This is a genomic window from Sphingobium sp. SCG-1 (genome assembly GCF_002953135.1).
In the GTDB taxonomy this organism is placed as follows: domain Bacteria; phylum Pseudomonadota; class Alphaproteobacteria; order Sphingomonadales; family Sphingomonadaceae; genus Sphingobium.
Map to the genome: position 1 here is coordinate 1,909,992 of NZ_CP026372.1, position 13,782 is coordinate 1,923,773.

A 13,782-nucleotide genomic window follows, 5' to 3' on the forward strand; every position below is an offset into this window, starting at 1 on the left:
CTATTTCTACGGTGTAGATCAGCCCGGCTCGGTCCGCAGGGTATTTGCCAGCACCACCAATGCAGCTGCCTATGCGTTCGATCCCTACGGCACGCCACTCCAGAGCACAGCACCGCTGACAGTTTCTGGCTATGCTGGTATGTTCAAAGAGCAAGCTAGCCAACTCAATTTCACTTATTTCCGCATATGATACCTATGCCGGACGCTGGCTCTCGCGCGACCCTATAGGTGAGTAATCCACCGAAGGGGCTAACCTCTACGCCTATGTGATGGATAACCCTGTAAGCTTCATAGATCCATCGGGATTAGCTTGTTGTCTGGCGACGGACGGCACCCGCGGCCTCGCTCGGATGGTAACAGCGGGCCGATCAAAATGCCATTCTGCATCCGACACTCTAATCCATTCGCCCAACTCTGCCTCCCAAAGACAGCTTTGAATCAGCGCCGGAGCCTCTCGTCAAGCTTTGTCCACGAAACCTAGCGTGATCCTGTCGACAGTCCGGAAGCGGCAATGATTTCTGGCGCTACTGGTCTATCTGACGTGGCAAATGGCAGGTTTATTAGAAATCCGACACACATGGTTGTGCGTAGGAACGGCGGCTTCGTCCCAGTTGCCGCCTACCGATGTCGACCCAAGCCCGACATTCAGCGCCTCAATTTCGATTCTTGGGAGCCGACCGTCTGGTTATTATTGTCGAACATAGAGGATGGCTGAAAGACAACCGTCAGGTCCGGAGTAGCGAGGCGTAATAGCTGCCTCTCGTACGGCGTCGCCTCCGGACCCAAATCGGCCAACCCAACACCGCTTTTGAGCGCACCAAGGCGGACGTTCGCGAGCGACTTTTCCAGAGCCAGTCTACGGTTCAGGGCACCTGCCGCGTCTTTCCAAACACTGGAAAGGCGCTTGCCTCACCATAGTCTGCTATGATCCCCAAGCGGTAATTGACTACATCAAGCAACTGCGAGCTGCGCGCGCTCGAAGCTAATCGTCCGGCAACGCGCTCGAGCCAGAATCTGCCGTACATGATTGTCAGTGGAGGGGGCTGCAACAGGTTTTGCGGGCTAATTGAAACCCTTTGCTAGGAGGGCACCTCCGGTATGCGCCTCGGTTCAGCCTGTCGGTAAGATGGTCTTAACCCACCGATGGGATAATGGTTCATGGAGAGAAGAACCAGAGGCATTCCACGCTCCGCTCCCCACGCCTTCAGCCGGGATGCCACATTGGCGTTGCCTGACGCGGTATATCGCGATTTCCTGTCCACCCTATTCACAATGACCATGCCGATCCTTGGCTTCGGCATCCTTTATCTTTTCGTTGGCGCACTCATCTATTTGAAGTGGCACGATATCGCGATAGGCGTGTTGACTGGCAGCGCCGTCGTAATCACGGGTGCTCGTGTCGTCCTGATTGCCGCCTACCATAAAGCGGGCGGCTCTTCGCAGGACATCTCAAAGCTTAGAAACTGGGAAAGACGCTACGCCATACTAACCTATCTGTTCGCACTTTTGCTGGCAGCCCTCAATGTTCGGGCTTTGATGGCGCATCAGCCACTGATTCATATCAGCGCAATCAGCCTCATCTTCACGTTTGGCGCTGGCATCGTTTCAAGAAATGCCAGTCGCCCCCGGCTTTGCGTAATGAGCCTTGCGCTCGCAGTCCTCCCTACAGCGATCGCCATGCTGGTCCATTCAGCCAGTGATGATGCAGAGCCGATGCATGCAGAATTCTTTGCCCTGGAAGCAATGCTTTTGCTTACTGTGGCAGCGATGAGCCTGGGCTCGGTTCAGCATCTCTATGCTGCGTCGGTCGAGCATCTTACAACCAAACATGACCTTGCAAAGCTCGCCCGCTTCGATCCGCTTACAGGCTTGCCGAACCGCCTACTTTTGCGGGAGTCGTTTCAAAGAAGCATAAAATCCGCTGTGCCAACCGACCAGTTGGCGGTGCATTACCTCGATCTGGATGGCTTTAAGTCAATAAACGATCAACATGGTCATCCTGCCGGCGACCAAATCCTGCTGGAGGTAGCGCGTCGCCTTACCTCGACCATCAGGGCCGAAGATATAGCCTGTCGCCTAGGAGGGGACGAGTTCATACTCATTCAATCCAACGTGCAGCATAGCGACGAGGCCGAGTTGATTGCCCGTCGAGTCATCAAGCAGGTAGGTGAACCCTATGTCATCGACGGGTCCGAAATGCGTATAGGCGTGAGCATAGGCATTGCGATGGCACCGGCAAATGGCATCGAGCTGGAGCGATTAATCAGCTGCGCCGATGCGGCGCTCTACCGCTCGAAAGCCAAAGGCAAGGCGCAGCTTCATTTTTGCGGTTCCGATGATCGTGTAGCGCCTAAACGCGCCGCTGCTTGATTACGATACGGACGCCGCAGCCCGACACCCTTCCAAAACGCTCAGCCGTAAAATCTCTGTAACCGCATCCGGTCTCGCTTAGTTTAGCCCAAACAGCTCGACGTCCTGCAGAGAAATTACGCGGTGCTGTGTATCCTCTCGTCATGGCAACGCTGCAGACGGAAACTGTCAAGACCGCAGCAGCGGCCAAGGTCCACGCGCGCGACATGTTCGGGGCGGGCGTTGGCGACTACGCAACGAAATGATGGCGTAGCGCCAATTGTCTCTTGCTAGCCGCCAGCCGCTCGGGCCGGATCTAACGCATCCGGTTGTGTCAGCCTCACGGTAGTTGCCGATTGGTAAGACCAGTCCGTCAAGGTCTTTGTTTATCGCATCACAAAGGCTCTTATCACTTCATCTGGAGGCCGCCATGTATCCTTCTTCCGAACTTTGTCATACGCAGGAACAAGTCCAAATCGAGCAGGCTGCGAACAGCAACCTTGCAAACGTCCGCGCCATAGCCACCAAGGCCGCGGATATGTGGCGGCTTGAAGGTATCGCGGCGATCGGGCGGGCGACACGCTCGTCGGCAGTGATAAAACAGCGAGCCTATGCTCGATCGGAAAGTAGTTCTCAACAGACCCGCGGATTGCGACAGCAGCGAGGATCCTGATCGCGGGTTCACCGAGTAAGCAGCACCAGCCGATCCTAAGACAAGGAGTGGTTCATGGCCAAGGGTCAGAAGAAGACCAATCGCGAAGCGCGTAAGCCAAAAGCCGAGAAGCCAAAGAAGCTAAATGCGTCTAATCCCTCGCAGAAGCCGGGCACTGTGGGTCTTGTCACGCTCAAGAGTTGATGATCAGCGTCCTGCATTAAGGAATGGGCGCGCGTATTCCTTTCGCGCTTTGTACCTGAGCTGCGAGCGCCAAGGCCGAACGACGCTGTTGCTTAGCTGCAATCATCAATGAAGCTCCCTTCGTTCGTTGTAGCGGGGCGAATGTCTGCTGCCGGGGTTTGCAATGAACAACTTCAATGATGATTTGCCAGATAGGCCGGCGCGCGACCGCTCCGAGCGTCACTTGGAGGGTGTTCGCCTTCAAGGCGGCATGTTCGTTGAGGCGGTACGTGTCACGCGAATGTCGATGATGGTGACCGATGCCAGGATTCCAGGGAACCCGATCATCTTCGTCAACGCGGCACTCGTCGATCTCTCCGGCTATGCAAGTGAAGAGGTGCTTGGCCAGGCGCCTCACTTCATGAACGGCGTGGGCACCGACGTGGAAGCTGTTGCGGACTATGGACAGGCGATGGTGGAGGGCGCGACGCCAACGCCGAACTGTTGCAATATCGCAAGAACGGCGAGCCGTTCCGGGCCATGCTCTATGCCACGCCGCCTGACGATGGCCAGGGTATCGTCACCAACCGTTTCCTCTCTTACCTCGACATCACTAGGCGCTATGCGGCCGAGGTAAGCCCCTCTTAGTGGCTGAGTTGATTGCGATGCGCGCGCAGTCGACGCTTCAGCCGGGAATGTTGGTGATTGTAGCAGCGCAAAGCGTGAACGAATGGCTTCCTGCCAACGGACCCCTGCCTTTCACCGAATTGGGCTGCTCCGAAGTAGATAGGGCGATGTGTTTATTAGAAGGTATAGATTCGAAGGCCAGCTTGGATGAGAAAAGCGGATAGCCCATCGAGCAACCTGTTTTTCAACTTCGCTGCCATTGAGGGGTGCACATGGTATTTGATAAATTTTTGCTGGGTCGTCGCCGCGACCAGCTAAGCGAAGGTGACGTCCTCGCGCTTGAACATGCGGCAGCGCCGGTGAGAGAGCTGCCGCCACGTGGTATACTGGTCCGCGAGGGTGACCCTGTGGCGATGAGCACCTATCTCATCGATGGCTTTATGTGTCGTTATAAAGGCGATCGGGAAGGCCAGAGGCAGATCGTCGCGGTCCATGTGCCGGGCGACTTTGTCGACCTCCATGCTTATCCACTCAAGCGGCTCGACCATGATGTTGCCACGCTGACGAGTTGCCGTGTCGCGCAAATACCTCATGCTCGGCTTGATGACATCATGGTGCAGCGCCCTGGCATGTCCAAACTTCTATGGTTCAGTACATTGCTTGATGCAGCAATGCACCGTGAGTGGATATTCCGGCTTGGCCGCCTTGATGCGCTCTGCCGACTTGGGCATTTTTTCTGCGAGATCGAACCAAATTGCGTGCGGTGGGGCTTAGCGATGGACGCACGTTCGTCTTGCCAATGACGCAGACAGACATCGCCGAAGCCTGTGGTATCACAGCGGTCCACGTTAACCGCATGGTGCGGGAACTGCGCGAGCGTCGCATACTGCTCATTCAGGGGAACCATATCGAAATTCTCGACCGCGATGCGCTCTACCGGCTGAGCGAGTTCGACCCTAGCTATCTCTTCCTGGATCATGGCAACGCGGAACACTGATCTTTGTGCCTCGTTTCCATATTCTGGCTGCGGAGATCGATATGGCTACAGAGCTTTATTCAACCCCCGGGATCGCCGTCGCGGAAGCTGGGAAAGTGCTACTCGATGGTCCTGATGGGATTGCCATAACCTTAACACCAGGAGCTGCGGAAATGACGGGTCAGGAACTCATCCGCGCTGCAGCATAAGCAAGAGAACAAGAAGAGTAGTAGCCGCTTGCGAAGAAGTGTCGGGCGGTCGCCCCCGCAAAGCAGCGCTATAGGCGGCTCACTTCACAAATCGTACGTCAGGTAGATCCGACCCATGCCGGACGCTCAGTGCCCAATTTTCCATCCCCGGCAGCAGACGTTCCGCTTTTCCGGCAGCTATGACCGGACCCGGTCGTTTAAATTAGGTGCCGCGAACGTCTGCTTCGACAGAAACTGCCAATGAAACACTCCAAAGCAAAAATTCGCGTCAGGGCCTCGTCGCTGCGGCTACTTGCTCGCTTTGTGATTGCCAACGCCGTCGCGCATGGGCATCAAGTTCGCCGGGGGATTAAATATGACCTTGGCGGCCGACCTTATCAGTAAGCCACTTCGCGAGAAATCGGCGACTGGAGGTCGATACGAATATCAGACGATGTGGGGCTTGGCGTTGTTGTTCGAGCAACATGGCACACAGGATGACTATGCCATCGTCTTCGAGTTTCATGACGATGTCGTTCTGCTGAACAGCACAACCGAACCAACGACAGCGAGATTTTATCAGGTAAAGTCCAAGGCGACGAATGGCGGCTGGACGTTGAGCAAGCTCCTCCAGCGCGAGAAGGTAAAGACCGAGACGGGAATTAAGGAGAAGCCTTCCCACATCGACAAGATGTTCGACAATGTCGCTAAATTTCCTAACGCTGTCCTCTCTGCAGATTTCGTTTCGAACCAGCTTTGCGGCTTCAATACGAACACGACTTTCCAGCTGAAGGAATGCGAGACAGCCGACTTCGAGAAAGTCGTCAAGTCCGTCCGGGAAGCCTATTCATCGGCCACCAAGGCCCAGATCGGATTGCTGGGCTTCCAGCACACCAATCTCAGCCTGGGAGACGTCGTTTCGCATACCAAGGGGAAGCTGCAGACCTTCATCACCGAGAACCTGGGAGAAGTCTGGTTCAGCCCGGAGGCAGTGTACCGGGCGATCGCCGATGAGTGCCGGCGAAAGGCCTACTTTCAGGGCGACATCATCTCGTTGCAACAAGCGATCAAGGACAAGGGCTTGACCAAGGTCAATGTCCAGGAATGGCTCAACGCCATCGCGAGCAACAGCCGATCGCCCGAGTGGAGCCAGGTCGCACCGAACCTGACCTACGCATTCTCGGACCAGCGCCTGATCAGTCGAGAATATGGGGTCTATCGGGCGGTCGCACTGAACTCGGCCGACCGGGCCGTCCACCGGGTTCGGATGGCGATCACGGCGATCTTGGCACCCGTCGTCGAAGATGCGAGCCTGAGCCTCACGCAGATGATTGAGGCCGTTTTCGTGCAAGTGGAAGAAACCGGACAGAAATACCTGTCACCGTTCAGCCCGGCCCGGCTGAGAGCGATGATTATCTATGAGATATACGCGCATTAGGCGGCAGGATCGATTCAAGCGCCTGGTAAGAAGCCTCAGAAAGAAGTCGTATGAAAAGCTTGAAGTTGCACAGGCTTCTGCTCCTCTCCCGGATCGAGAAGAAGGCACGTCAGGAGAAATTTGATGCTGCCTCCACGGTGATTTTCGGCGAAAACGACACCGGGAAATCGCACTTTATCAAATCGATCTATGGCGCATTCGGCGCGGACTCCTCGGTGATCAACGAGAAGTGGTCCAACGCTTCGGTCACGATCATGCTGCGATTCTCCGTTGGCGAGGAATTCTACGCGATCCTTCGCCTGGACGATCAATTCGCGCTATTCGACGGCAATGATGCGTTGCTCTGGAGCGCTTCCGGCCTAGTCAAGGAAGTAGGTCCTAAAATCGCCGAGTTGCTCGATTTCAACATCATGCTGCCGACTAAGTATAACGACCTGATCGTGCCGCCCCCGCAATTTTGCTTCCTGCCCTTCTATCAAGATCAAGACCGGGGCTGGGATGACACTTGGGGCTCCTTCAAGGGGCTTTCGATGATCTCGGACTTCAAGCGCGGGATTCTCGAATATCATACTGGCATCCGCCCTCGCGAATATTACCAAGCCAAGGCCAAGCGTGGGGAAGCCCAGCGCGAGCAGAATGAGCTCAAGGCCGAGCGCCGTGCCCTGGACCGCGCAACCGAGCGCCTGCGCAATGGCCGGTCTCCCGTCACGGTGACCTTCGCGCCCGAGATGTTCGGCAACCAGATCGAACAGCTGCTCGCGGAGCTGAACGAGCTACAAGCGGTCTATGAGGGCGTGAAGCGGAAGATTTCCGAGCTCCAGTCCCGGCGGGCCGTGCTGGTCGAGGAGATCGAGATCGCACGGGTCGCGCTTCAGGAGCTGGATGCCGACGTGAAGTTCTCGCAGAGCTTGACGGGCGCACAGGTTGTTTGCCCGACCTGCAACACCGTCCACGACAACGACTTCGCCAACCGGTTCAGCCTGATCAATGACACCGACGCATGCCGAGGCTTCCTGGCAAGCGCCCAACATTCGCTCGCCCAAGTCGAGGGGGATGTGGCGCGCCAGATGGAGTCACTTGCAAGCTATGGGGACCGGATCGCGCGCATCGACAAACTGCTCGAGGAGGAGCGCGGCGAGATCAAGCTTCGCGACATGCTGAAGGATGAAAGCGAGCGCATCGTCGATGCGACCATCTCGGCGGAGCGCGACGTGATCGGCCTAGGCATTTCAGGCTGGTCCGAGAAGGAGGACGTCGCGAACGCCTTGATGAAGGAGCTCAGTGATTCCGAACGCAAAGCAAAGATCGTGTCATTCTATGCCGACAAGCTCATCGCATTTGCATCAGATCTGGGCGTGGACTTCGGAAAGGCAGCGAGGAAGAGCGTTTCGCCCAAAATCAACGAAACTGGTAGCTATGGACCGCGGGCGATCCTAGCCTATCATTTCGCGCTGCTGCACACGATCCGGGAGTTCACGACGTCCTGCCTGTGTCCAATCATCCTAGATACCCCCCTGCAGCAGGACCAAGACGAAAAGAACGCCGCGGCGATGATCGCGTTCGCACTGAAGAATCGTCCGAAGGACATGCAACTCGTGCTGGGAACGGTATCGATGCACGGCGTCGAGTATAAGGGCTCCTCGATCAATCCAACGGTGAAGGAGTCCCTGCTACGCCAGGATGATTTCGATGAGGTCAGCAACTATATGCGGCCCTTCATCAACAAGATGCTCGGTCAAGATCAAGGTGAGCTGATTTAGGGTGGAGCATCGAGATGCCGGGCGTGGTCAGACAGAGAGCAGGGAGCCGTTACGATGATCCGCGCGGCGCGCGTCTGAAAGTCCGCTCACGTCGGAACGTGTCGTTGACATGAGCCAAATCATCCGGGCAACAAGCGAGGACATCCCTGTCATTCGATCGCTGAATGAAGATGCCTGGAAGCGGTCGTCCATCCATAACGGGCTTTCCGTTCGATCTTATTTCGATCTTATGAGGACCCGCGCGCCTATTCGCCCCCCTAAGGCAACTCAGCCACTTAACGGTTCCAGCACCTCGCCTCCACTGCGGCGGATCTCCACACAGTCCGAGCACAGCCTGAGCGACGGGACACCTGGCATCGCGTCCGCACTATTTATTAGCCGGTAGTCGGCAGGCGGATCCCCGCAGGATGAGCAGACGTCTTCGGAGCCCATGACTCGGATCGACATCCGGGCGATCGCGCCGAGATTTGGTTCCACCCGATCAATGATCGAGAACCACAGATCAGAATGCGGCACGATGCGTTGGTGATACTTGCGGACGTCTTCTGGAAAATGGCGCTCAAGCCAGGCACCCGCTGTATCGCGACGCTGCTGATCGGAGCGGACGAGCTGCTCATAGAGCATCACCAACTGCGCCGTGGTTTCACGCTTATTGGCGGCGAATTGCGCACGATAATGGACCAGATTTACCGCATAGCGGATGCCAGCGGTATAGGCCTCCCTGATCGTACTCACACAGTAGGCGCGCATATCGTCAATGGTGCGATCATTGACGATGGCGTCCATCGCCTCCAAGTCATAGTGCCAAGGATTTACCGCATAGTCGGTCCTCCAGAGCAGTAAATAACCGGTCTCGCGATAGGCTCTCGCAATCTCGGCGTCGGCCTCGGGATGTTCCTGCACATACCGGTCGAGGTCGTTGAAATTTTCGATGGATGGGTCGAGTTTCCGTGCCACGTCCAGGACCGCGTTCTGGGCCGCCTGCGTGTCGGCGATCGGATTCGACCGAGCTGCCCAGGCGCGGAGCTCCTCCTCGGTGACCCACTCGGTCATGCCGTTAAGTTCGACGAGGAGCGGACTTCGCCTCAACTCCTCGGGGGAGCAATAGTCGGGATCGCCGACGAGATGGACTCCGCCCGCAGCGAACGCACGTGCGACCAGCCTGGAGCAGAACTGTTTGCGCGACCGCGGCTTTGGACCGCCGAGCACGGTCCGGATCGCTTCGGCTTTGGAATACTGGGTGCCGATCTCGGAACGCGCCACATCGATAATGGCATTTAACCGGACGTGGCTGACAGCTTGGCGGAGTCGATAGACCGACACTGTGTCCCCGTCGCCATAGAGCTCACGTTGGATATTATGTGCCCGCACGCCATAGTCGGTGGAATCGATGATCGAGCCGTTGGTGACGCAGATCATAGCGTGCGAAACCTCACCCTTCGTTACCGCGCGAATACCCCTGCTGATCTTTCCGGGTGCCGAGGTCAGCACGATATCCCCTGGCTCTAGCAGTTCGACCTTGATACGTCGCATCATGCTGCTGGTCATTTTCGTCCTCGGATCATGAATCACTCACGCAGCAAGAGCCTATCGGCTATGTCGGCCACAAGAATAGCAGACCCTGAGGATATCGTCTGTGGCGCTTCGTTTCACCGAACACGGTCCTGAATTTCCTGCCGAGCTCGTCGATGCCATGATGGCTGGCGAGGTCGTATTCCTCTGCGGCACCGGAATCAGCGCGCCTCAGCTTCCAGATTTCAAGACGCTCGTCGATCGAGTCTATGAACGCCTCGGGGTCGATCGGTCCCCCTCGGAGACCAAGGCCTATGATGCGGGCCGATTCGAAGAGGTGCTCGGTTCGATATCACGCGGCCTCGCTGACCCGGCAGCAATGGTACGGGCCGCCTCGGATTTGCTCGCGGTGCCCGCTCAACCGCGGCTCGACCAGCACGTCACGATACTGCGCCTGTCGCGTGATCTCGAGAATCGCATCCTGACCGTCACCACCAACTTCGACACCCTTCTGGAGCGGGGGGTCGCCACTGTGGCACCTCTCCTGCCAGCGAAGCAGGCCAGCTTCGCGGGACAGGCGCTCCCACCACCGGGGAGCCTCGACTTTTCGGGGATCATCCACATTCATGGCCGGTTGCAGGACGACACGCTAGACCTCGAGGCCACGCCGCTTGTCCTGACCAGCGCCGACTATGGCGATGCCTATATGCGCTCGGGCTGGGCATCGCGTTTCCTGTTCGACATCGCGCGCTGCAAGACCATCGTACTGATAGGCTACAGCGCGAACGACGCGCCCGTTCGCTATTTCCTGAACGTCCTCGAAGCGGACCGCGCCCGCTTTCCCGACCTGCGCCAAGTTTATGCCTTCGACGCCTACACCGACGAACCAGGCGAGGCCGAGGCGTCCTGGGGCACCGTCGCGGTCACGCCTCTGGTCTATTGTCGCATTAACCCGAACACCGGCGCTCCCGATCATTCGCCGCTCTGGGGCGATCTTGCGAAGCTCGCCGATCTCCTGGACCGGCCAAAGCAGTCGCGCGAGCAGCGCGTGCGCGACATTCTCGGTCAGCCGGATGCTCGGATCGAAGAGCCGGCGCTGCGCGAGCTCAAATGGCTCTTCACCGGGCGGGTAGATCTCTGGCCGACCGCGCTTGAGGCGATCACAAATCCAAGGTGGTTCAACATTCTTCAGGACAACGATCTGTGGAGCGCCCAGGAAGCGTCCTGGGTGATCGCCGCTTGGCTCGCCCAGAAGTTCGATGACGCGGAACGTCTGTGCGTCGCCGCTGATTGGGCCGCGGTCCTTGGTCCGGGCTTTCTGGAGAAGCTCGACCAACGCCTTCGACAGGGCCAGGGCGTGGCGCCGTTCTGGCAGAAGGCTTGGCGCATCTTCCTCACCAGCCGGCCTGCGCGCGGCCGGTCAGACGATTTCGACGAGCGTGCCTATACGCTGAAACAGGAGCTCGAATCCGGAATCGTGCTTGAGGAGGATCTCCGGCGGGCCGTGGCTTTCCTCACACCGTCGCTCGTCGCTCGACGCCACTATCGGATTTTCGAGGAGAGTCTCGAGGGGGAGGAGGATGCCGGCAAGGAGCCCCGGCGTCTGAACGACATCCTCTGGATCGACCTCGCCGTTGGCGACGAATATGGTGCTCGCGAGCTTCTGGTCGCCCTTGATGCGCTTGCGGAGCGCGCGGGCCGCGTCCTAGAGCTCGCGACCGACGCCCTGCGCAACACGGTTGCCCAGGCGATCGATCTCGAGATGATCGTAGATGACTATGACATGACCGACTATGAGGTGCCGTCTGTCGAGGACCATCCCCAAAACGAGCACCATGACGGCGTCCTCTTCTTGGTCCGGGCTCTCGTCGGCGCGTTCGAGAAAGTGGTTGAGCCGGATCGTGAGATGGCCCGGCACGCGGCACACCAGTGGCTCACGCTGCGCAGCAGGATCGGCGTACGGCTTGCCATGAATGCCATGAGGAATGCGGCTGCCTTCTCCGCGGACGAGGCGTTCGATACGATCCTCGGCCTCAACGACACCGATTTCTGGATCGTCAAGCGAGAGTTCGCGCTTCTCTTGCGCGACCGGGCCGCAGAGGCTTCCCCGGAGAAACGCGCGGCGGTCGAGGCGCGCATTCGTGGGACCGGTTATGCCTTCTACGGGCGGTATAAGATCGCCGAAGGCCAGGTCGACTGGCGCGCTCATGCGCGCGATGGCGAGGTCTGGCTTCGCCTGACCATGCTGGAACAAGCCGGCGTCCTGTCGGCGCAGGGTGCCGAGGAGCTTACCTCGATCAAGCAGGCGCGGGACTATCTCGATCGCGCGACCGAAGACTGGGACTTTTTCTCGTCCTACATGTCAGGGGTGCAGCGGGTGGTGGGAGATGCTGCTCCGATTGAGGAGGCCGAGCCCGACGACCGCCTGCAGGTCGCGATCGAACTTGCGCGAAGTCCGGATATGGACCGGCAGCTCGGTTGGCGCAGCTATTGCCGGAGCGACCCTCAGGGCGCCTTTGCGACGCTCGACGCTGCCGAGCTCACAGAACCAAACATCGCTTTGTGGGGAGATTTGATCGCCGCACTCTCGTTCAGTGACGAGTCCGACAAACCGTTGCGGCAGGCCGTACTCGTCAAAGCCTTTGCGCGGCTCGAGGCGCTGTCGGAAGTCCCGCTCAAGGATCTCGGCATCTCGGTCGTGGACGCATTGATGACTGGGCCGCGCCGCGAGATCGCCAATCTCGATGCCTGGCTCGCCAAAGCGGCGCAGTCTGTGGCGGGAGAAGATCAGGAGCTAGATCTCGACAAGGGGCTGTACGGCACCGCAATCAACAGCGCGGCTGGACGCTTCGTGCAGGTCCAGCTCCAGGAGATCGATCATGTTCGCAAGGCAGGAGCCGGTGATCTGGCCGGCCATATTCAACGCCTCCGCGACCTCGCGACACTCGACGGCCCCGCGGGTACGTTGACGCGGGCCATCTGTGTTCACGACTTGGCGTTCTTGATGGCCGTCGATCACGCGCTCGTCGCGGAATGCGTCGTGCCCAAGCTGGCTGCCGAAGATGCGGAGGGGCGGGCGCTCAGGCGTATCCTCGTTCTCTATTCGGCGATCACGCCGGATGTGACCAAGTTGATCCCTGAGGCGATCATCGCTGCCGTAGTCGAGTCCCAGCCCGACCACCATGCAGGCTCGGCCGTCGCGTCTCGTATCCTCCGACCTGCCTTGGCGTCCGTGCGCGGCGACGATGCGGAGCGCTGGGGTCTGACGGAGGCGGATGTGTCCCGCGCGCTGCGCCTCGCGCCGCCGAATGTCCGGCGCGGCGTGCTCGATGTTCTCGTCCGATGGCTCCACAACGACGAAGCCGGCGTCGAGGAGGCTTGGGACAAGATGGTCGCGCCCTTCTTTGATCGCGTCTGGCCGAAGGAACGGAGGTTCGTCGATGAAGCCAACAACCAGCACCTCATCTCGATCGCGGTCGGTGCAGGAGGCCGCTTCCCGACCGCGCTTGTGGCGCTGCGGCCTTATATCGCGCCCTATGCGCGCGAGCGTGCGCACCTCGTCTCGGTAAAGCAGAGCCAGGCGCCGGAAAATTTCCCGAACGAACTACTCGATCTCTTGTGGAAAGCCTTCGGCAGAGCAGGCGCCACAAGCTACGACATGCCGGAGGTTCTGGACCGAATGATTAAGGCACTGCCCGCGCTTGAGGTCGATCGTCGTCTCCAGTCGCTCGAACAACGCACGGTTCGCTTTCGATGAAAGTTCCAAAATGTAGAAAGGTGTAGATATAAGGTGTAAATATATTGCTGCCGGTCGGGGGCAGTTGCCACTCGCGGTTCAATCCAATTCGGCTTTTGTCGAAGTTCCTCCATCATGGGCTTGCCCATAACGTTTAACATTGAGGCCATTTGGAGCCACACGGACTGAAGTCGGCTAATGGCAAATCCTGCCGTTTGAGGAGTGCCGTGGGAAAGTCGCTTTGTCCCAGCTACCGGTCATAAGCAGAATTTCCACTCATTGGTTTGCTTTGATCTCAGACGGATACCTTGGATCGGGCGCATTCCTGCCGAAATCGACCCATTAGAAATCCTGTATCCTT

General features: G+C 58.3%; 8 protein-coding genes and 1 pseudogene. 7 read left to right on the plus strand and 2 right to left on the minus strand.

Annotation, left to right across the window (positions count from 1 at the left end):
• Positions 1–1,221 precede the first annotated feature (1,221 nt).
• The 6 genes and pseudogenes from C1T17_RS08755 (at position 1,222) to C1T17_RS21650 (ending at position 8,173) form a co-directional block, all read left to right on the plus strand.
• Positions 1,222–2,370 carry a GGDEF domain-containing protein gene (locus tag C1T17_RS08755; RefSeq protein WP_223262870.1) on the plus strand — a complete coding sequence of 383 codons (1,149 nt, stop codon included), beginning with the start codon at positions 1,222–1,224 and terminating at the stop codon, positions 2,368–2,370.
• A 706-nt stretch (positions 2,371–3,076) separates the two neighbouring features.
• Positions 3,077–3,205 (plus strand): hypothetical protein, encoded by a 129-nt coding sequence (locus C1T17_RS21910; protein WP_262982737.1) that lies wholly within the window; start codon positions 3,077–3,079, stop codon positions 3,203–3,205.
• A 163-nt stretch (positions 3,206–3,368) separates the two neighbouring features.
• Positions 3,369–3,821: a hypothetical protein gene (locus C1T17_RS08765; RefSeq protein WP_104953123.1), complete on the plus strand. Its 453-nt coding sequence runs from the start codon at positions 3,369–3,371 to the stop codon at positions 3,819–3,821.
• Between the two features lie 262 nt (positions 3,822–4,083).
• Positions 4,084–4,808: pseudogene (locus C1T17_RS08770) on the plus strand (Crp/Fnr family transcriptional regulator).
• Positions 4,809–5,351: 543 nt separating this feature from the next.
• Positions 5,352–6,413 carry a dsDNA nuclease domain-containing protein gene (locus C1T17_RS08775; RefSeq protein ID WP_104955101.1) on the plus strand — a complete coding sequence of 354 codons (1,062 nt, stop codon included), beginning with the start codon at positions 5,352–5,354 and terminating at the stop codon, positions 6,411–6,413.
• A gap of 137 nt (positions 6,414–6,550) precedes the next feature.
• Positions 6,551–8,173 (plus strand): hypothetical protein, encoded by a 1,623-nt coding sequence (locus tag C1T17_RS21650; RefSeq protein WP_223262871.1) that lies wholly within the window; start codon positions 6,551–6,553, stop codon positions 8,171–8,173.
• Between the two features lie 267 nt (positions 8,174–8,440).
• On the opposite strand, the gene C1T17_RS08790 is transcribed toward C1T17_RS21650, so the two are convergent.
• Positions 8,441–9,721, minus strand: a complete 1,281-nt coding sequence (locus C1T17_RS08790; protein WP_104953124.1) for a YiiX/YebB-like N1pC/P60 family cysteine hydrolase — start codon at positions 9,719–9,721, stop codon at positions 8,441–8,443.
• A 316-nt stretch (positions 9,722–10,037) separates the two neighbouring features.
• Positions 10,038–10,307, minus strand: coding sequence for a hypothetical protein (locus tag C1T17_RS21655; protein ID WP_223262967.1), 270 nt, complete (start codon positions 10,305–10,307; stop codon positions 10,038–10,040).
• Between C1T17_RS21655 and C1T17_RS08795 the strand changes: the two genes are divergently transcribed.
• On the plus strand, positions 10,218–13,442 hold the full coding sequence (locus C1T17_RS08795; protein ID WP_262982744.1) for an SIR2 family protein: 3,225 nt from the start codon (positions 10,218–10,220) through the stop codon (positions 13,440–13,442). The genes C1T17_RS21655 and C1T17_RS08795 overlap by 90 nt on opposite strands.
• Positions 13,443–13,782: the final 340 nt, after the last annotated feature.